We start from the raw sequence: 18,554 nt of genomic DNA, 5'->3' as shown, positions 1-18,554 counted from the left end.
CGTGACCGGTTTTTACTCTTCAAACAAGATTCGCTGCATCCGCTCTGGCGCATCCAAATAGTCACGCATGACCTTGACATGTTCCAGATCATCAAACGCTGTCGGAGTAAGCCCCGTCTCCACTTGCAAAATTATCGCACCTGGATACGACATCAAGATGGGGGAGTGGCTCGCAATGATGAATTGACTGCCGGATTGTACGAGTTCATGCATGCGCGCGAGCATCGTCAGTTGGCGCATCGGTGACAATGCGGCCTCTGGCTCATCCAAAATGTAGAGACCATCTCCACGAAATCGGTGTAGCATGAGGGAGAGAAACGCTTCACCGTGTGATTGTTCATGAAGAGAACGCCCACCATACGACTCATAAAATCGTTCAAGATCAGGACCTGATTTCGCCATTTCGTCCACATAACTCGACAGCTGGTATGCCGTCTCGGCGCGTAAGAAAAAGCCATCCTTTGGTCGATACGGCCCTCGAATCGGACGCAACGCCTCATACAACGAGCTATGTGTCGACTCTGTTTCGAATTGGAAGGACGGCGCTCCGCCTTCCGGATTGAATCCGGCCGCCACCGCCATCCCTTCAATCAACGTCGATTTCCCGCTCCCGTTCTCTCCAACAAGAAACGTGATAGGATGATGAAACGTCAGTTCATCGAGTGTCTGAAAGATTGGTAACGAGTACGGATAACCCGTTGAATGAATGCGTTCCCTCTCTAACCGTACCCCTCGTAAAAATAAAGTCATGTCCATCCGATCCAAAACGTCGCCCCCTTATCTGAATCGACCCCGTAAGAAAGTCCTTGTGCGTCAAGAAGTAATTTCGTGATAGCGAGACCTAAACCATGGCCGTTGGAGCGATCTCCTTTCACATACATATCCCATATCGCATGCTGAATGGAAGGATCAACCCCGTTTCCTTCATCGGTCACTTCTAATCGCTTCGGGGTTAGAGTGATAGTGATTCTTCCCCCGACAGGGCTCGCCTCATACGCATTGCTTATGAAATTCGAGAGCACTCGTTCCATCGCCAATCGATCAGCTTGGATTGATACCGTTTCGAGTCGGAGGTCGAGTGTCACGTCTTTTTGTCGGAACCACTCAGACATGCGTGGCGTCAACCGACGAACCAATTCATCCAGTTGAATCGATTCCATTTCAAGGGGAATCGAACCTGCGGACAATTTAGAGTATTCGAGCATCTGATTGACGAGTCGGTCAATCCGGTCCACTTCCTCGGTAATGCTTTTACCGGTTGTGGCCATCTCTGTTTCATGGACGACACCGAGCTCTAATAGTTCCGCCTCGTTTCGAACGATAGCGAGCGGTGTACGCACATCGTGTGTGACCCCAGAGATAAATGATTTTTGAAGCGCCTCTTTTTCTTGAAGTGATGTGTTCATCTGTCCGATGGTGACGGTCAAATCCCCAATCTCATCGTTCGTCACGCTCGGCAAGCTAATATCGTGTCGCCCCTCCATAATGGATGCGGTCGCTTGTTTCAACTCGACGAGCGGTTGCGTGAGCCGACGACTCATCCAATACGTGACAGCGATTGCGACAAGTAGGGCCAGAATAAACCCACCCGCTAAGATGAGGTAGATTTGCTGGAATTGTGGATTTGAAAACGGAACGGGACTATACGTCACGATTTGAATGTCCCCTTCTTCTTTCAGATACGTCAAGAAACGAGTCCCATTCACGCTCACTTCGTCCTGAATCTCTAAATCATTCGGATCGAGGTTGATTGGCATCATGCGATGCATCCGTCCGCCTCGTTCGAACTCGATACGCTGCCCATTTTGAAATACAAGCACGTCAAGTTGCCCTGGGATTCCACGGCCCTCTTGAATGGCTTCATACACAATCGCCGCCTCGCGCTCCAATTGTGCGTACGTCTCCTCTTCTGCGAAGCGTCCAATCAATAATGACGTGAGTCCGAATGTTAAAAGTGCCATCACTGCAAGTGGTAGAATGGCCGTCCAAAGTAACTTCTTCATTAATCGATTCATGACAGTTCCTCTAATCGATAACCGACCCGGTGCACCGTCTTCAACTGTTCTTTCAAGGTCGGCGATTTGTCACGCAGTTGTTTAATGTGGGTGTCGACCGTTCGTGTATCTCCGACGAATGCGTAGTCCCACACCTCATCGAGCAAACGGTTCCGGTCTAACGCATCCCCGACATGTTTCCAAAGATACAGTAACAACTCATACTCTTTGTTCGTTAATCGAAGCGGATGTCCGTTCTCTTGTACCATTCTCGATTTGACGTCGATGGTGAGCGTTCCAAATTGAATCATATCGGTTTGTTTGACGAGACGTTTCAGTCGAATCTCCAACTCTTTTAAAACGATGGGTTTGACTAAATAATCGTCTGCGCCAAGTTCCAATCCGAACACACGATCATCCGCCTCACCACGAGCCGTCGTCAGGATAATAGCAGGTGCGGGCTGTTGCGCTTTCAATGTCGGAATCAAGGTCCAGCCTTCTCCGTCAGGGAGACGGACATCCAATAAGACCGCATCAAACCGTTGATGTAACTGTTGCTTCGCCTCACTCAAAGTCATCGCCACGGTCACCTCAAATCCGGAATATGTTAAAAAGCGGGACATGCCGTCCGCCAGTTTTAGTTCATCTTCCACAACGAGTACGTTCATCTCATATCGCCTCCACCTCCATTATATCGTACCCATCGAACGTCCCACCGTTTCCCAAAGACAATTTGCAGAAATCTTGCAACTCCCTCACAACTTCTAACGCCTTCAGTCCTACAATTGAAGTAACAAAGGAGGAGATACACATGAAATCAACAAAACTAGCGATCGCCTTAGCCGGTCTATTGGCCGTCTCAGGCACAGGCGTATATGCCGCGACGAATGACACGACGACTGATGAATCACCAACGACGGAATCCACACAATGCGAACGTGGTGAACGAGGTCCTGGTATGTTCGGTGACCGGGAAGCAGGTCATGCCGCTCTCATCGAAGCGCTCGGTTTAACGGAAGAAGAAGTGGATGCGGCTCGTGAAAACGGGCAATCTCTCCCTGAACTCGCAGAAGAAAAAGGCATTTCAATTGAAGCGTTCATCGACGCCATCATGACGTCGCATGAAGAAAAACTCGCAACCGCTGTGGAAGAAGGGAACTTGACGCAAGAAGGAGCCGATCAAATTCTTGCGGATCACGAAGAACGGTTTGCCGATGTGACAAGTTACGATGACTTGGAAGATATTCGTGGTATGCGAGGTGGACGTGAAGGTGGTCGTCATGGACACGGTCCACACCATGATGATACTTCTTCTTCAGATGACGATGCTTCAACAGAGAGCGACAGCAACGTAGAAAATCAAAGCAATAGCTTATAAGTCAAAAGGGCAGCCACTCGCGGTGGTTGCCTTTTTCATATGACGAGCAATAACAGCGCATAACTTAATAAACCAATCAAAAATGCACCAAAACTACTCTCTCGCTCAGCAGGCAATTCTTCTTTCATGACGTTCAAGATGACGCCACCTGCTAAAAAGGCGACAACAATCGATAAACCGAGATCATTCACTTCCGCAAAGGTACCAACTGCCCACCCTATGAGTACAGCAAGCGCTAAGAAGATGCGCCCTTGTCGATCATAAAGTTGCTGATGGTGCTGACGCAATCCTTGATCGACCGTGACAAAGTGTATGCCAAGCGCTAAAAAATAAAGAAACATCGTCCCATTGGACTGAAATTCACTTTCTGCGAGCACATATCCGATGCTAAACGTATATAACGTGAATGAACCAATGTGAATCCAAAACACATACGGTTTTTGTTTACGCTTATTGGCCGTTGCAAATCGTTCGAGCCCATAAAAGACAGCCAGTCCTAACATACTGATGATTAAGATATGGTTCTCGAGGGAAGCAAAGACGTTATTTCTAATCTCTCCTTCAAGTTCGCGTTGATATTCATTTAACTCTGGCAACAGATGAAGAAATACATAAGCAACGGCAATCCCTCCAGCCACTGATAAAAAACGGCTTCTCGGCACTTCACGCACGTGAATGAGTTTTCCTGAAAAAAAGTGAATCACGGCAAAACCGAGTGCAAACCAAAAACTTAACTCGAACACATAAGCCCCTCCCACATTAAGATTTCTCTTTATGTGCTCTTACCCTTTCACCGTATGCTACATTCATTTACGTTTAGAGTGCTCTTGTTTCTTCCTTTCCCGAATCTCTTTCTCCACTCGTCGTAACGCTTTTTTCGATCCTCTTGCAAAGTCGTGAGCTTCCTTACGTTCCTGATACGTCGTGAACAACGTATCTAAATCATAGTCAGCCGGATAGAGCTCTGTCGCGCGTGCCTCAAGACGAACGCGGCGGCTCGGCAACTCTACATATTCCGCATCTACGAACACGCGGACATGTCGACGCGATGCATCAAACGAATAGACAAGACCGACTTGATTCGTCTCTAACAAGCGGACACGGTCACCTGTTTCAAAGTGCTCTTCCTCTTCAAGTGGTACCATTTCCACTTCTCGCACAATTTTAGAATCATCGACTTTCGTAATATCATATGTTTTCTCGTTCATGTAACGGGATGCCTGTTTCAGAATCGATTCCGGTAACTTCATCTTACGGGCGATAAAGAGGGCGTTGCTATCGCCAGACTGTCCCATGAGCAGTCTGTATTTCGGTTCAAGCGTTTCTGGGTCAAACTGCATCGCAGCGTTCATGAAATCCGGGTGCGCTTCAGAATACGATTTGATTTCTCCGTAATGCGTCGACGCCACAACAATCGCGCCCCGTTTATATGCCGCTTCTAAGATGGCAATTGCAAGAGCGGCTCCTTCGTTCGGTTCCGTCCCGCTCCCAATCTCATCGAATAACAAGAGCGATCGTTTTCCAGCGGTCCGCATGATATTCGCCACATTGTACATGTGTGCAGAGAACGTACTGAGTGCCGATTCCAAGTCTTGATTATCTCCGATATCGACGAACACCTCATCGAATGTCGAAATGATCGTATCGGTGTGAGCTGGAATATGCAGTCCCGTCATCGTCATGAGACTAAGGAGTCCAATCGTTTTCAAGACGACCGTCTTCCCTCCGGCGTTCGGTCCGGTGATGATCAAGCCACGATAGTCTGTACCGATGGCAAAATCAAGTGGCACAGCGCTTTCTAAAAGTGGATGACGTACTTGCTTCAATCGGATGCGACCGCTCGCATTGACGTGTGGTGTCACCCCGTCAATCGACTGACTGTACTTCCCTTTTGCGAAGACCATATCGTACTGGGCGATGACATCGAGCGTCGATTCGATGTCAGGAAGGACTTCTGTCACCGCTCCCGTCAACGTCGCTAGCACTTGATACACCTCTACCGCTTCTTCTGTACGCTTGACGACAAGTTCAGCGTTTAACTTCGCGATCGCTTCCGGTTCGATAAAGACCGTCGTCCCACGATTCGATGTATCCACAATCGTCCCTGCCACTTTATGCTTATAGGAAGCTTTGATTGGGATGGTGAAGCGATCCTGTTTTTTCGTGACGAATCCGTCTTGGATCATCTCGCGATTGGCGGCGCTCTTTAAGAACTTGTTCAATCGTTCCTCGATTCGTCCTTCTAAAATGTCGACTTGCTTCCGAATCCGCTTCAACTCTTTTGATGCTTCATCGACGACCTGTCCGGCTCGAATCGATTGTGTGATGTCTTCTTCTAACGTCCGCCATTCGCCCATTCCTGAAGCATAAGCCGAAAGAAGCGGTGCAAAGAATTCATGCTCGAGCATGAATCGCTTGAGTTTGCGTGCCCCTCGTAAAAACTCGGCGACCGCTTCAAGCTCTGTTGCCTCGAGTTGGATGCCTCGTTGCAGTTTTCCGATAATGGTCTCCATGTCAGACACACCGATGAACGGGACGTGTGACGTCGCATCTAAAATCGCTCGGGCTTCGGATGTTTCTTGCAGGCGCTTCTTCACCGTCGTAATGTGGCTCGTTGGGCGTTGCTGTCTGAGTAATCGTCTCCCGAATCCGCTGATGCAGAAGCGTTCTACTTTCATCATCAATTCGTTGTATTGTAATTTTTCAAATGTTTGTTCGTTCATGTTTCTCTCTCCTCAAATGATAGAATCGAGATACCGCGCAAACAAAAAAGCGTCGGTCGATGACGACCAACGCAAAAAGACAGACGGGTGTCTGGCAGTTTTTGATGGGCGGTATCTGTAACGGAACATGACGGCATGACAAAAAGACGTGTCATCCGACATTTTTCAGTTCGTTAGGCAGATACAACCTCACTCATCAACATGCAACACCTTTCTTACTTAGATTCGCCCTTACTATACAATAGATTCGTTCCCTTGTAAAATTTTAGAGAACGCTTTCAAAAAAAGACTTGTGTCTCAAACCAACACATGTTATGTTGAACGTGAAGAAACGAATAGTGATCACATGTGACTGATTCGATCAGGCATGGGGTAAGACGTACGGTGCATGCCACCCGTCTATACTCCATGCCTGTTTTGTTTTTCGGTGTTTTGTTTCAAGAAAGGATGTAGTAGACATGCTATGGAATAAGTTAATGAATCGACACAAACCGACACTGCACTCACCAATGGAAGGAGACGTCATTCCACTCGAACAAGTTGCGGACCCGGTCTTTAGTGAAAAAATGATGGGCGATGGCATTGCCATCACACCAACAGACGGTGCCGTCGTCTCACCGGCTGATGGAGAGATTGTACAAATCGCTCCAACAAAGCACGCCATCGGCATTCGGACCGAGGATGGGGCTGAGATTTTGATACACGTCGGACTCGATACCGTTGAACTCGAAGGTCGACCGTTTGATCTTCAAGTAGATGTGGGCGACCACGTCAAGACGGGACAGCTGTTACTCACAGCAGACTTGGCGCAAATTCATCAAGCTGGTAAGGACACGGTCACGCCAATGGTCGTGACGAATGGTGGCGCACTTGCCCATCATTACGCCTTCACGTTCACGAAGGAAGCTGTTCCGGGCAAGACGATTGTCGCCCGAGTGGAAGCGTGACTCCGGAATAAGGAGGACACATGATTAAAATCAAAAAGATTCTAAACAACAATGCGGTCATCGTCTCAGACGAGGGTGAAGAAAAGATTGCGATTGGCCCTGGCGTCGCGTTTAAAAAAGCGAAGAACGACATCGTCAATCCCCATAAAATCGAAAAGTTGTTCATCATGCCAGAGAATGACAAGTTCCAACAGTTATTGAGCCGGATTCCCGTTGAACACTTCACCGTTTCCGAGGACATTATCTCTTATGCGGAAAAACGTCTCGAGACATCGTTCAACGAACATATCCACATTGTCTTGACCGACCACATCTCGTTCGCCATCGAGCGGGAAATGGATGGCATCTCATTACGCAACAAACTGTTGAACGAGATTAAAATCCTCTATCGGAATGAATATGAGATTGGACTATGGGCGATTGAGCATATCGCTGAAAAGCTCAACGTCCAAATGCCGAAAGACGAAGCTGCGTTCATCGCGCTTCATATTCATACGATGAAAGTGAAAGGAGGTGATTTACGCAAGACGGTCAAACAGACAACAATTGTCCGCGACATGATTCAATCGATTTCACGACGACTCGATGTATCCATTGAAGAAGATGACTTATCCTACCAACGATTATTAACTCATTTACGGTTCGTCATGGATCGGGTCAACCATTACGATCATCATACGATTGATGAAGACATGCTCCGCATGATTCAGACGAAGTTCACGTCTGCCTATGCGTGTGCATCAGATGTCGCAAAAGAAATGGAAGAGACCTATGGCATCGTCTTGCCCGAGTCAGAACTTGGTTATATCACGCTTCACATCCAACGTCTACAAGATCAACACCATCAAAAAGGAGGAAATCAACAATGATGAACTTTTTCCAACGTCTCGGACGTTCCCTCATGTTACCGGTCGCCGTACTACCGGCTGCTGCCATTCTCATGGGGATTGGTTATTGGATTGACCCAGTCGGCTGGGGATCTGAAAACATTGCCGCTGCATTCTTAATTAAGGCAGGGGCCGCTATTATTGATAACATCCCAATTCTGTTCGCAGTCGGGGTCGCGCTCGGAATGGCTAAGAACCGTGACGGTTCAGCAGCACTAAGTGGACTCGTTGCCTTCTTGACGGTCACAACGCTTCTCTCAGCAGGAACGGTAGCATTGTTCCAAGGAATCGACGTAGAAGCCGTCAACCCGGCATTCGGTAAGATTGGGAATGCTTTTGTCGGGATTCTATCCGGTCTCGTCGCCGCTTCCATGTATAACCGCTTCAGTCAAGTCAAATTGCCAGATGCTCTCGCCTTCTTTAGTGGGAAGCGTCTCGTACCAATCATGACAGCCTTCTCGATGATTCTTGTATCGGTCGCTCTTTACTTCATCTGGCCGGTCGTCTATACAGGTCTCGTCGGTTTCGGTGAATCGATTTCAAAACTTGGCGCATTCGGTGCCGGACTTTACGGATTCTTTAACCGCCTCTTGATTCCAACCGGCCTTCACCACGCCCTCAACTCTGTATTCTGGTTCGACGTCGCAGGAATCAACGACATCGGAAACTTCTGGTCAGGTCAAGGTGAAAAAGGTGTAACGGGGATGTACCAAGCAGGTTACTTCCCAATCATGATGTTCGGTCTCCCGGCCGCAGCACTCGCGATGTACCACACAGCGAAAACGAAACGGAAAAAACAAGCCGCTTCACTTCTTCTCGCAGCGGCATTCGCTTCATTCTTCACAGGTGTAACAGAACCGCTCGAGTTCTCATTCATGTTCCTCGCTCCTGTTCTTTACCTTGTACACGCAGTCCTTACAGGAATTTCGCTCTTCGTTGCAGCAACGTTCCAATGGACAGCTGGCTTTGGATTCAGCGCAGGCTTGGTCGACTTTATCTTGAGCTCACGCTTGCCGCTTGCGAACCAACCGTACATGCTCATCGTTCAAGGTCTCGTGTTCGCAGTCATTTATTACGTCATCTTCCGCTTTATGATTGTGAAGCTCAACTTGGCGACGCCAGGCCGTGAACCAGATGAAGTCGTCGATGCGGTTGCAAGTGAGACGGCAGACGGTGAAGCGAAAGTCGCTCCGGTCGCATCAGCTTCAGGTAGCGAATACTCAGCAATGGCACATATGATTTATGACGGTCTTGGCGGTGACAGCAACGTCACAGGCATCGAGTCGTGCATCACACGCCTACGCGTCGATGTCAAAGACATGGATACGGTCAACCAAGATCAAATCAAAAAAGCCGGTATTCCGGGAATCAAAGTCGTCAGTCCAAACCATATTCAAGTCATTGTCGGCACAAACGTTCAGTTCGTCCTAGATGAGATTGAAAAAATCCGTAGCCACCGCGCCGGATAAACGTCGAAAGCCACCTCATTCAGGTGGCTTTTCTTGTTTGGCTGTATATTGTTTATAAAATTGAATGAAATAGTAGAGGAAGATCCACGGTAAGATGTACTGTGTGAGCCACATGAAAACCTTAAGTACTGTATGTACAATATATGGCCCTAGCCCAAATAAAAATAATGCGACTAGTAAAGCGCCGCCTAAACCTATGTATATCTTTTTACCCAACTCATCCACCTCCTTATTTTCCCAGTTCAGTGTAACATAAAGAGCCTGCCGCAACCGGACAGGCTCTTCTTACATTTGACGAAGTCGGGAAATGCGTTCAACTGGATCGGGGTGTGTCGAGAATAGACCACTCACCTTCTTCTTAAGTGGATCGGAGAAGTAAAGCGGTGCCGAGGCACTCGACGCTTGCTCGACGGGTGTCTCGACGTTGGCAATCTTCTCAAGCGCCGAGGCGAGCGCATCTGGGTTTCGGGTCAGTTCCGCCCCACTCGCATCTGCCAGAAACTCGCGATTCCGGGAAATCGCCATATTGATGAGCATGGCGATGAGCGGTGCCAATACCAACAGGACGAGTCCGATGATCATGAAAATTGGATTCTGGTTTTGATCGCGTCTTCCACCGATACTTCTGAAGAACAGCATGCGCGACCCGATATCGCTCATGATGGCAATCACCGAGACAAGTGCGAGCGTGACCGTCGAGAGCCGCACATCATAATTCTTAATATGCGCGACCTCATGCGCGATCACACCTTCTACTTCTTCTCGCGATAATCGATCCAACAGTCCCGTCGTGACAGCGACGGCCGCCTTTTCCGGTTTCAATCCCGTCGCAAAAGCGTTCGGCGATGGGTCGTTGATGATAAAGATACGCGGCATCGGCACTCGTGCGACCATCGCCATGTTCTCGACCGTATGCCATAAAAAGCGGTGCTCTTCCACCGATGTCACCTCTTGTGCCCGATTCATCTTCATGACGATGTTCGTACTCGACATGATGACGATTCCCACGTAAAACAACGAGAAAATCGGTGTGAAGATCAACCCCGGCATCGCGTCTCCATAGTTGACGTAGGAAATCGCCGCTCCGACGAGAAGAACGAATAAGACAAACCCCGTGACGATGAAAACCGTCTTCACTTTATTCTTTCGAATCTGTTCATAGAGGAGCATACGCGCCACCTCGATTCATCAAAACGAAACGCGAACGTTCTCGCGCTCTTCGGCACGTGCCTCGAGCATATCGCGCTTTTCGAAATGATGGACGGAAGCGATGATGTTCGTCGGGACCGATTCGATTTTCGTGTTATATTTCATGACCGTATTATTATAGAGCTGGCGCGAATACGCCACTTTGTTTTCTGTCTGCGTCAATTCTTCCTGCAACATCTTGAAGTTCTCATTCGCCTTCAAATCTGGGTACGCCTCACGAAGCGCGAAGAGATTTTTCAGTGCTCCACTCAATTGATCGTTCACTGCCATCTGGTCTTGACGATTCGACTTTTCTCCGAGCTGGTTTCTCAGTTCGACGACCTTTGTAAGCGTTTCTTGTTCGTGTTTCGCATAGCCTTTCACCGTCTCGACCAAGTTCGGAATCAGATCATACCGCCGCTTCAACTGTACATCGATTTGAGCCCATGCCTCATCGACCCAATTTCGATATTTGACGAGCCCGTTGTACATCGAAAAATAGATGAGTACAAGCACGACAACCGCTACAATCGCAATAATCCACCCCATGTTGGCACCTCATTTCTTCATTTTCTCCTGTATTAATTCCCTTTACTCGTATAAGATAAGCTTAACTTTCATAACAATTTGTAAATGAATTCATTTCTTGACACGGTAACCACAAAGGAGTGTTCGCAATGATCGTCACGCATGCCGAAGTACGTTTGACCGAGTTGTTCGAAGAAATGGTGTCCCTAAGACGCCATTTTCACCAATATCCTGAACTGTCTTTTCAAGAAGTCGAAACACCAAAGATGATTGCCTCGTATCTCCGTGAACTTGGGATTGAAGTACGTGAGCACGTTGGCGGCAATGGGGTCGTCGGTCGAATCAAAGGCGGTGACGGTCCGACCATCGCATTACGTGCCGATTTTGACGCCCTTCCCATCCAAGATGTGAAAGATGTCCCGTATCGTTCAAAAGTGAACGGGGTCATGCATGCGTGTGGACACGATGCCCACACGGCGACACTTCTCGTTTTAGCGAAAGTATTGACTGAGATGAGCCTTCCAGGAGACGTCGTGTTGATTCACCAGTTCGCAGAAGAATTGGCTCCAGGTGGTGCCAAACCGATGATTGAAGACGGCTGTCTCGACAACGTGGATTATATATACGGTGCGCACATTTGGACGCCACTTCCGTTCGGAACGATTGGCGTGAAAACAGGTCCTGTCATGGCTGCGGCAGATCGCTTTGAATTGACCATTACAGGAAAAGGTGGACATGGCGCGATTCCGCAACATACAGTCGATGCCCTCATGGTTGCCGTGAACGTGGCAAATCATCTCCAACAGGTCGTCAGTCGGCGCATCGATCCGCTCGAACCTGCCGTACTGACCATCGGTACGCTCCACTCCGGGCAAGCGTTCAACGTCATTGCCGAAGAAGCCAAATTATCCGGCACCGTGCGTACATTCACTCGAGAGACACAAGAAAAAATCATCTCCGATATGGAACGGATCATCCGTTCCGTCTGTGAGGCGAGTGATGCTGATTATGAATTGGAGTATATAAAAGGATATCCTGCTGTCGTGAATCATGTGACCGAAACGGAACTCGTCCGTGAGAGTGCGGTGGAGGTCGTTGGTGCAGACGGTGTCATTGAGATGGCACCACTTATGGTCGGGGAAGATTTCGCTTATTATGTCGAGCACGTTCCTGGTAGCTTTTTCTTCACAGGAGCAGGAAATCCCGAGCTCTCCGCAATCTTTCCGCATCATCATCCCCGCTTCGACGTGGATGAACGAGCGATGTTGCACACAGCCCAAGTCTTGTTAGGGGCTTTACAACGAACGTGGATGACACACGAAGAAGAGGGCTGATGCATCGCATCAGTCCTCTTCTGTAATTGGTTCTTTTAATTCTGAAACAAGCACTTGGTCGACACGCTTTCCGTCCATATCTACGACTTCAAAGCGAAGACCGTACGCTTCGACCACATCGCCCCGTTTCGGAAAATCACCGAGCGCATAAATGACGAGCCCTGCAAGCGTATGATAGGAGTTGCGCCCTTCGTCGAATCGGTCATCCCGAATCTCGAACGTTCGCTTCAAATCCTCGATTCCGAGTAACCCATCCGCCAAATACGATCCGTCCTCGCGACGAACCACTTCCGGTGTATCCTCTTCAATCATCACCTCTCCGACGATTTCTTCCAAAATATCGAATAAGGTGACCATGCCAAGAAATCCGCCGTATTCATCTAAAACAAAGGCGATTTCGACACCATTTTTCTGCATCATTTGAAGCACTTGGCTCGCCTCTCGTTGTTTTGGAACGATGAGCGGCTGTTTGATGCGCTTCAAAATTTGTGACGGCTCACGCAGTGTCGGCAACGTCAAGATGTCACGTACGTCGATGTACCCGACAAAGTCGTCAAGCGAGTCGCGCCCGACCGGTAACTTGTTATGTTTACTTTCATAAATCGATTTCTTCATATCGTCCATGTCATCTTCTAAGTCGACCCATTCGAGCGTCGTCCGTGGTTGCATGAGCTCATAAATCAATTGATCATGAAACGCAAAGACCCGTTCGACTTGTCGAACTTCTTCATGAGCGAACTGCCCTTGCTGGGCGCCTTCAAACAAGAGTTGTTTGATCTCGAGCTCAGTCTCCCCACTCGTCTGTTCCGCCTTCAACCCTAACAATTTGAACAAAAAGAGTGTCGATTTCGATAAAATCCAAATGAACGGTTTCATCACTTTACTGAATAAATCGAGCGAAGGAATAATCGCCATCGTGACTTTCTCAGGCGAGACGAGCGCGATCCGTTTCGGGACCAATTCACCAATAATCAGGGATAGATACGTGATAATTGTAACGACGGCCACATAAGCAACGGTTCCGGCATATTGCGTACTCATCCCGGCTTGTTCAAACGCCGTTGCGAGCGGTGCCGAGAAGCGTGCGCCCCCGTAGGCCCCGTTAATAATCCCAATCAATGTGATTCCGACTTGAACGGTCGACAACAAATCTGTCGGGTCTTTCGAATAATGAAGTGCAATCTTTGCACTTCGTTTCCCTCGATTTGCTTCAACCTCAAGTTTTGCAGGTTTCGATGAGATGAGCGCAATTTCTGTCATCGCAAAAATCCCGTTCAACACAATCAAAAACAAAACAATCAACAAATCAATCACTATGGAAGAATCCACTTTTTTCATCACCTCAGATAAGTTTTAACCATACTGCTTCATTTTATCAAAAAATCGTTACCAACCTGTACCCGTTTTGCTCAGAAAAATAGCCACTCCTCAAGAAGTGGCTTCGTTGACAGCTTGTTTGACGATAGCCGCCGTCTGAGACTGTTTAAAGAGAATGACCCCGACAAGCAAGATGGTGAGCCCTACAATTTGTCCAGCCGATAACGTGATTTGAGGCATCCCGAAGGCGCCATACAAATCGACGACTAACGCCCAAATGAGTTGTGACACGAGAATGAGTGACACAGACAACGTGGGTCCAAGAATCTGGATGCTGCGCATGACACAGTACACGACCCCGACCCCAAGCAAACCACCAAGCCAATAGATCGGCGACAAGTCACGTAATCCAGCAAGGTTTCCTCCAAATAATAACAACGGGATGATGGATCCGACCAAACCAACGATAAAGACCAATACGGTGGTGGCCCAAGCCCCTAAATTTGTGTTCATTTTCGCGTTGACCGCCGCCTGTACGCTAATAAATGCCCCAGCCACAGCCGAACAGATGATACCAAAAATCATATAACCCCTCCTTACTCATAAAACATGCCGTTCGCACGTTCTTTCAATCGCTCACTATTTAAAATGATGACTTCTTTTCTCGTTCGTTTGACCAATCCTTCATCCACGAATGCCTGCAACGTTCGGTTCAAGTGACGATAACTCGTCCCTAGCCACTCTGCGACTTCTTTACGCTTCAGTTGACTCATCTCCGCTTGAAACAGTTCATTCCCTGATTCACTGAGTGAAATCAAGTAACCGGCCAAGCGCTCTTCTAAAGTCGACATGAGATGATTCGACGAGGCGTTCGCCTCAATGAATAATTTTTCGGACACGCCTCGTAACAGATGCTCCGTGAATTCGACCGTTCGATTATATCTTCGAAGCGCCTCGAAAGGGATGCGCAGACATGTTACGGGACCAACCGCTTCAACCGTATGCAATACATTGCGCCCGCTCGCATATTCGATATCTCCAATCAATGTTGGAGCAGCCTTCAGACGCAACAATCGCAATTTCCCTTCTTCACTGAGCGTATAAATTTTGACACGCCCTTCAAGGACGACGAATAAAGATTCGATGTGCTGATCGTTCGAACATAACATGGTCCCAGACGCATATGTCATCACGGACGAAGACTCAAGCGTTTCATTCGAAAACAGATGATTCCACTGCAATCGTTTCAGTGCATCCATAATATCCATCATGTAAAGTGAACTCCTTAAGAAAATGTATAGATTCCGATTCCAACAACCATCAAGACGAGTCCCATGACCTGTCCCGTGTTCATCGGTTTCCGTTTGACACCAAACCAACCATTCAAATCGATGATGAAGGCTCCTACTAATTGTGCCACAAGCAATACACAGATTGCCCATGTGACCCCTAGTTGTTGAATCGCCGTCAATTCGCCGAAGACAACGAATACACCGAACAATCCTCCTAAACTATAATACCAAGGTACGCGCTTGAAGGCTGTCATGTCCGCATCTCGCTTGAAGAAGTAAATCGCAAGTGCCAACAGAAGTCCGACAAAATGAACGATGGTGACGGACATCCATGCGCCTACCGCATCTCCTAGTTTTGCATTAAAGATTCCTTGAAGGGCGATGAACGTCCCTGATAAGATGGCAAATAAAATTCCCATGTCATTCCCCTTTCTCTCCGTCTGACTTTACGAAAAGAAAGAAGACTTGAATAGGACATATGTCCAAACACTAAAAAGCAACTTCGACATTCGAAGTTGCTTCACACGATTATCCGAGTAGCTTAACAAGTTCTTTCCCGACCGCTTCAGAAGACTGAGGGTTCTGACCAGTGACGAGACGTTCGTCAACCGCCACGTTCACCGCCCAGTTGTCAGCTCCCTTGAACTGCCCGCCTTGATTGCGTAGTCCTGTTTCAAGCAAGAACGGGACGGCAGAATCAAGCTGCATCTCTTTTTCTTCTGCATCGGTGAACCCTGTCACCTGTTTATCTTTAACGAGTGGCTCGTCGTTGCTGAGTTTCACATTGACCAATCCAATTGGTCCGTGACAAACTGCCCCGACAATATTCCCACTTTCGTATACGTTGCGAATGACACGTTGTAACGTTTCATTTCCTGGGAAATCAACAACTGTCCCGTGACCTCCCGGTAAGAAGATTGCATCGTACGACTCGTCTGCGACTTGATCGAGACGGGCTGTATCTTTGAGCAATTCCCGTGTATTGAGAATGTCTTCTGACAAACCATCTTCTAAACTATTCGCATCGATTGGCACGTCTCCACCTTCGATACTCGCGACCGTCACTTTATACCCTTCTTTTTCGAACAATAAATAAGGAACGGCAAACTCTTCAAGCCATAATCCCGTTGCATGACCATTTGATAATTGATTTGCTGACGTTGTGACAATCAGTACATGTTTCGACATACTCAATTCCTCCTTCAAGAAAATCAACATACGACTCTACTGTTCCCGATTCATCATCTGTTAAACCCGATGACCTGTTCCCACACGACAAGGTATATCTTTTTTTGACCTGGTGATTTATTCAACCTCCCTTTTTCTCACCACATCCTATACTGAAGAGGAATCGCAATTCCAACCCATGAAGGAGACGTGTGCTATGACGAAACGAATGAACGATTGGGGATTTCTCATTGTCGTCGCCATCATCATCCTATTACTTGTGCTCGGTCAGCTGCCGTTCTTCATGTAATCTTCACGAACATTCTTTACCAACTGTAGTATGATGAGCTTGTAAGCACTTACATTAAACCCGATATGAAAGGATGGAGTTCACTATGTCAGAACGCATTTTCATCAGTCCGGCCAAGTATGTGCAAGGGAAACAAACGATTGATCGCATCGGAGAGTTTGTCGCTCACTTCGGTTCCAACGCGTTACTTATCGCGGATGACGTCGTATGGGAGTTGATTGGCGAACGGGTGACCCAGTCTCTGCAAGCGAGTCAGCTCAAAGCGACGAAAGCTGATTTCGTCGGAGAAGCGTCGAAGCACGAAATCACTCGAATCGCTACAGACGCTAAGAAGCATGAAACAGCGTTTGTTATCGGTCTCGGCGGTGGGAAAACGCTCGATACAGCAAAAGCGGTCGCAGATGAATTGGATGCGCGTATCGTCATTGTACCGACCATCGCCTCTACGGATGCACCGACGAGCGCATTGTCGGTCATATATACAGATGAAGGCAATTTCGAAAGCTACCGTTTCTATAAAAAGAATCCGGATCTCGTCCTTGTGGATACGGAATTGATTGCACAAGCACCGCCACGCTTCTTAGCGTCAGGTATTGCCGATGCATTGGCCACGTGGGTGGAAGTGCGAAGTGTCCTGGCATTCGGAGGCAAGACGATGGCTGGCGGTGTCCCGACACTTGCGGCGGAGGCGATTGCCGAACGGTGTGAAGAGGTTCTATTCACATATGGGATTCAAGCGTATGAAGCTGTGAAAGCAAAAGTCGTCACACCTGCGCTTGAAGCTGTTGTGGAAGCCAACACCTTATTGAGCGGGCTCGGCTTTGAAAGTGGTGGCTTGGCTGCAGCCCATGCCATTCACAATGGATTCACCGCACTTGAAGGAGACATCCACCATTTGACGCACGGTGAAAAAGTTGCATTTGGAACACTCGTGCAACTCGCACTCGAAGGACGCCCTCAAGAAGAGTTCGAGCAGTATGTTGCCTTTTATATGGCACTCGACTTACCGGTCACACTTGAAGATATCAAATTGAAAGATGCATCTCGAGACGATATCTTGAAGGTCGGGAAAGCGGCCACGGCAGATGGCGAAACGATTCATAGCGGTTTCGATGTTACACCTGAAGAAGTTGCTGACGCCATTATCGCTGCGGATCGCTATGCACGTCTTTATAAAGAACACCTATAAAAACAGCGAGACGAAGCTCAAACGGCTTCGTCTCGCTGTTTTTTGTTCAGGAAGAATGATGAGAGAATTCCGACTCCCATACAACTGACCGTCAAAAGGAAGAACGTCAGCTGGTTCATATAGATGATATTCGTGAACTGGTTCCATCCTTCTGCGTACGACTCATTGGCTGATAAACGAATCCCTTCTCGAAGAGACGTCGCCTGTGATTGGTTAGTCATCCAAGCTATACCGGCCATGACGAAACTTCCGATCGCTAAACTGACCTTTCCAAACGGTCGCACGGATGCGACGACTCGATGTGTCAAACGAACGGTGATCCAAATAAACAACAACAGAAACGGCCATCCAATTAAGAGAACAATCCAGTAAAGATTCCCTTCACTCGGTGTTTCCGAGTAAGGGGTCGTCATCACTTCACCAAGTTTAAAGATTCCGAACGTGATCAACGTCACGATAAACCATGCTTTTATCAATTTCTCCATCTCAACACCTCGTCCTCAGTATAGCAAAAACACCGTATGCGTCTGCACACAGTGTTTAGTCTTTCGGTCGGACGACGTAATAAATCAAAATGACGAGCCACGTCCACACTCCTGTGAAAATCCCGATAATCCCGACGATGAAGAATCCGAGCGGAATCATCGATTTCGTTCGATTATAGTCCTTCCACATATTCGATAGCCCTTTAATATTAAAGTATAAAAAGGCAAAGAATAGGACGAGCAATAAGAGCGGTAACCCAATTAAAGCTTCCATTCGCTCACTCCTCTCTACGATCTCATTCGTTATCTTTATTGTATCGGATTTCATGCTCACCTTCATCGGGCC

Annotated in this window: 20 protein-coding genes; 6 read left to right on the top strand and 14 right to left on the bottom strand. The window is 47.9% G+C overall.

The window, feature by feature from the left end; all coding sequences use genetic code 11:
- Positions 1–12: 12 nt before the first annotated feature.
- The 3 genes from KOG47_RS11130 to KOG47_RS11120 are packed head-to-tail and all read right to left on the bottom strand — an operon-like array spanning position 13 to position 2,662.
- Positions 13–756 (bottom strand): AAA family ATPase, encoded by a 744-nt coding sequence (locus tag KOG47_RS11130; RefSeq protein WP_215244310.1) that lies wholly within the window; start codon positions 754–756, stop codon positions 13–15.
- A complete protein-coding gene (locus KOG47_RS11125; protein WP_215244241.1) occupies positions 747–2,015 on the bottom strand; it encodes a sensor histidine kinase in 1,269 nt (422 codons plus the stop codon). The genes KOG47_RS11130 and KOG47_RS11125 overlap by 10 nt, the downstream gene beginning before the upstream one ends.
- Positions 2,012–2,662: a response regulator transcription factor gene (locus KOG47_RS11120; RefSeq protein WP_215244240.1), complete on the bottom strand. Its 651-nt coding sequence runs from the start codon at positions 2,660–2,662 to the stop codon at positions 2,012–2,014. Before KOG47_RS11120 ends, KOG47_RS11125 begins: the two co-directional genes overlap by 4 nt.
- 143 nt (positions 2,663–2,805) lie before the next feature.
- Between KOG47_RS11120 and KOG47_RS11115 the strand changes: the two genes are divergently transcribed.
- Entirely contained in the window at positions 2,806–3,372 is a 567-nt protein-coding gene (locus KOG47_RS11115; protein WP_215244239.1) for a hypothetical protein, read from the top strand.
- A 35-nt stretch (positions 3,373–3,407) separates the two neighbouring features.
- Here KOG47_RS11115 and KOG47_RS11110 read toward each other — a convergent pair whose 3' ends face one another.
- Positions 3,408–4,115 (bottom strand): hypothetical protein, encoded by a 708-nt coding sequence (locus KOG47_RS11110; protein WP_214685029.1) that lies wholly within the window; start codon positions 4,113–4,115, stop codon positions 3,408–3,410.
- A 63-nt stretch (positions 4,116–4,178) separates the two neighbouring features.
- Positions 4,179–6,095: an endonuclease MutS2 gene (locus tag KOG47_RS11105; protein ID WP_215244238.1), complete on the bottom strand. Its 1,917-nt coding sequence runs from the start codon at positions 6,093–6,095 to the stop codon at positions 4,179–4,181.
- Positions 6,096–6,553: 458 nt separating this feature from the next.
- On the opposite strand from KOG47_RS11105, the gene KOG47_RS11100 reads away from it, so the two are divergent.
- The 3 genes from KOG47_RS11100 to nagE are packed head-to-tail and all read left to right on the top strand — an operon-like array spanning position 6,554 to position 9,398.
- Positions 6,554–7,042: a PTS sugar transporter subunit IIA gene (locus KOG47_RS11100; RefSeq protein WP_015880356.1), complete on the top strand. Its 489-nt coding sequence runs from the start codon at positions 6,554–6,556 to the stop codon at positions 7,040–7,042.
- A gap of 20 nt (positions 7,043–7,062) precedes the next feature.
- Positions 7,063–7,911, top strand: a complete 849-nt coding sequence (locus KOG47_RS11095) for a PRD domain-containing protein (protein WP_015880355.1) — start codon at positions 7,063–7,065, stop codon at positions 7,909–7,911.
- A complete protein-coding gene (nagE, locus tag KOG47_RS11090; protein WP_015880354.1) occupies positions 7,908–9,398 on the top strand; it encodes an N-acetylglucosamine-specific PTS transporter subunit IIBC in 1,491 nt (496 codons plus the stop codon). The genes KOG47_RS11095 and nagE overlap by 4 nt, the downstream gene beginning before the upstream one ends.
- A 285-nt stretch (positions 9,399–9,683) precedes the next feature.
- On the opposite strand, the gene htpX is transcribed toward nagE, so the two are convergent.
- Complete coding sequence (htpX, locus tag KOG47_RS11085; protein WP_215244237.1) at positions 9,684–10,568, bottom strand: zinc metalloprotease HtpX; 885 nt, start codon at positions 10,566–10,568, stop codon at positions 9,684–9,686.
- 18 nt (positions 10,569–10,586) lie between these two features.
- Positions 10,587–11,135 (bottom strand): LemA family protein, encoded by a 549-nt coding sequence (locus KOG47_RS11080; protein ID WP_074035096.1) that lies wholly within the window; start codon positions 11,133–11,135, stop codon positions 10,587–10,589.
- Positions 11,136–11,263: 128 nt separating this feature from the next.
- On the opposite strand from KOG47_RS11080, the gene KOG47_RS11075 reads away from it, so the two are divergent.
- Positions 11,264–12,448, top strand: coding sequence for an amidohydrolase (locus tag KOG47_RS11075; protein WP_215244236.1), 1,185 nt, complete (start codon positions 11,264–11,266; stop codon positions 12,446–12,448).
- A gap of 9 nt (positions 12,449–12,457) precedes the next feature.
- On the opposite strand, the gene KOG47_RS11070 is transcribed toward KOG47_RS11075, so the two are convergent.
- From KOG47_RS11070 to KOG47_RS11050, 5 genes are all read right to left on the bottom strand, one after another.
- On the bottom strand, positions 12,458–13,786 hold the full coding sequence (locus KOG47_RS11070) for a hemolysin family protein (protein WP_215244235.1): 1,329 nt from the start codon (positions 13,784–13,786) through the stop codon (positions 12,458–12,460).
- 90 nt (positions 13,787–13,876) lie between these two features.
- Positions 13,877–14,350, bottom strand: coding sequence for a DMT family transporter (locus KOG47_RS11065; protein ID WP_215244234.1), 474 nt, complete (start codon positions 14,348–14,350; stop codon positions 13,877–13,879).
- A gap of 11 nt (positions 14,351–14,361) precedes the next feature.
- On the bottom strand, positions 14,362–15,036 hold the full coding sequence (locus tag KOG47_RS11060) for a Crp/Fnr family transcriptional regulator (protein ID WP_215244233.1): 675 nt from the start codon (positions 15,034–15,036) through the stop codon (positions 14,362–14,364).
- 14 nt (positions 15,037–15,050) lie between these two features.
- Positions 15,051–15,476 (bottom strand): DMT family transporter, encoded by a 426-nt coding sequence (locus KOG47_RS11055; protein ID WP_015880345.1) that lies wholly within the window; start codon positions 15,474–15,476, stop codon positions 15,051–15,053.
- A 109-nt stretch (positions 15,477–15,585) separates the two neighbouring features.
- On the bottom strand, positions 15,586–16,245 hold the full coding sequence (locus KOG47_RS11050) for a type 1 glutamine amidotransferase domain-containing protein (RefSeq protein ID WP_031424259.1): 660 nt from the start codon (positions 16,243–16,245) through the stop codon (positions 15,586–15,588).
- 374 nt (positions 16,246–16,619) lie between these two features.
- On the opposite strand from KOG47_RS11050, the gene KOG47_RS11045 reads away from it, so the two are divergent.
- Positions 16,620–17,723, top strand: a complete 1,104-nt coding sequence (locus KOG47_RS11045) for a glycerol dehydrogenase (protein WP_215244232.1) — start codon at positions 16,620–16,622, stop codon at positions 17,721–17,723.
- 17 nt (positions 17,724–17,740) lie between these two features.
- Here KOG47_RS11045 and KOG47_RS11040 read toward each other — a convergent pair whose 3' ends face one another.
- Both KOG47_RS11040 and KOG47_RS11035 read right to left on the bottom strand, forming a co-directional pair.
- A complete protein-coding gene (locus KOG47_RS11040) occupies positions 17,741–18,208 on the bottom strand; it encodes a hypothetical protein (protein ID WP_214691365.1) in 468 nt (155 codons plus the stop codon).
- Positions 18,209–18,263: 55 nt separating this feature from the next.
- On the bottom strand, positions 18,264–18,482 hold the full coding sequence (locus KOG47_RS11035; protein WP_015880340.1) for a hypothetical protein: 219 nt from the start codon (positions 18,480–18,482) through the stop codon (positions 18,264–18,266).
- Positions 18,483–18,554 lie beyond the last annotated feature (72 nt).

Origin of the sequence: Exiguobacterium sp. s121, from assembly GCF_018617245.1 — a bacterium.
Taxonomy (GTDB): domain Bacteria; phylum Bacillota; class Bacilli; order Exiguobacteriales; family Exiguobacteriaceae; genus Exiguobacterium; species Exiguobacterium profundum.
This window is presented reverse-complemented; position numbering and strand designations above follow the sequence as displayed.

What these genes read in the sequence shown, in the direction of transcription:
- KOG47_RS11130 (WP_215244310.1), bottom strand. Translation starts at nt 756, where the DNA reads ATGGACATGACTTTATTTTTACGAGGGGTACGGTTAGAGAGGGAACGC.
- KOG47_RS11125 (WP_215244241.1), bottom strand. Translation starts at nt 2,015, where the DNA reads ATGAATCGATTAATGAAGAAGTTACTTTGGACGGCCATTCTACCACTT.
- KOG47_RS11120 (WP_215244240.1), bottom strand. Translation starts at nt 2,662, where the DNA reads ATGAACGTACTCGTTGTGGAAGATGAACTAAAACTGGCGGACGGCATG.
- KOG47_RS11115 (WP_215244239.1), top strand. Translation starts at nt 2,806, where the DNA reads ATGAAATCAACAAAACTAGCGATCGCCTTAGCCGGTCTATTGGCCGTC.
- KOG47_RS11105 (WP_215244238.1), bottom strand. Translation starts at nt 6,095, where the DNA reads ATGAACGAACAAACATTTGAAAAATTACAATACAACGAATTGATGATG.
- KOG47_RS11100 (WP_015880356.1), top strand. Translation starts at nt 6,554, where the DNA reads ATGCTATGGAATAAGTTAATGAATCGACACAAACCGACACTGCACTCA.
- KOG47_RS11095 (WP_015880355.1), top strand. Translation starts at nt 7,063, where the DNA reads ATGATTAAAATCAAAAAGATTCTAAACAACAATGCGGTCATCGTCTCA.
- nagE (WP_015880354.1), top strand. Translation starts at nt 7,908, where the DNA reads ATGATGAACTTTTTCCAACGTCTCGGACGTTCCCTCATGTTACCGGTC.
- htpX (WP_215244237.1), bottom strand. Translation starts at nt 10,568, where the DNA reads ATGCTCCTCTATGAACAGATTCGAAAGAATAAAGTGAAGACGGTTTTC.
- KOG47_RS11080 (WP_074035096.1), bottom strand. Translation starts at nt 11,135, where the DNA reads ATGGGGTGGATTATTGCGATTGTAGCGGTTGTCGTGCTTGTACTCATC.
- KOG47_RS11075 (WP_215244236.1), top strand. Translation starts at nt 11,264, where the DNA reads ATGATCGTCACGCATGCCGAAGTACGTTTGACCGAGTTGTTCGAAGAA.
- KOG47_RS11070 (WP_215244235.1), bottom strand. Translation starts at nt 13,786, where the DNA reads ATGAAAAAAGTGGATTCTTCCATAGTGATTGATTTGTTGATTGTTTTG.
- KOG47_RS11065 (WP_215244234.1), bottom strand. Translation starts at nt 14,350, where the DNA reads ATGATTTTTGGTATCATCTGTTCGGCTGTGGCTGGGGCATTTATTAGC.
- KOG47_RS11060 (WP_215244233.1), bottom strand. Translation starts at nt 15,036, where the DNA reads ATGATGGATATTATGGATGCACTGAAACGATTGCAGTGGAATCATCTG.
- KOG47_RS11055 (WP_015880345.1), bottom strand. Translation starts at nt 15,476, where the DNA reads ATGGGAATTTTATTTGCCATCTTATCAGGGACGTTCATCGCCCTTCAA.
- KOG47_RS11050 (WP_031424259.1), bottom strand. Translation starts at nt 16,245, where the DNA reads ATGTCGAAACATGTACTGATTGTCACAACGTCAGCAAATCAATTATCA.
- KOG47_RS11045 (WP_215244232.1), top strand. Translation starts at nt 16,620, where the DNA reads ATGTCAGAACGCATTTTCATCAGTCCGGCCAAGTATGTGCAAGGGAAA.
- KOG47_RS11040 (WP_214691365.1), bottom strand. Translation starts at nt 18,208, where the DNA reads ATGGAGAAATTGATAAAAGCATGGTTTATCGTGACGTTGATCACGTTC.
- KOG47_RS11035 (WP_015880340.1), bottom strand. Translation starts at nt 18,482, where the DNA reads ATGGAAGCTTTAATTGGGTTACCGCTCTTATTGCTCGTCCTATTCTTT.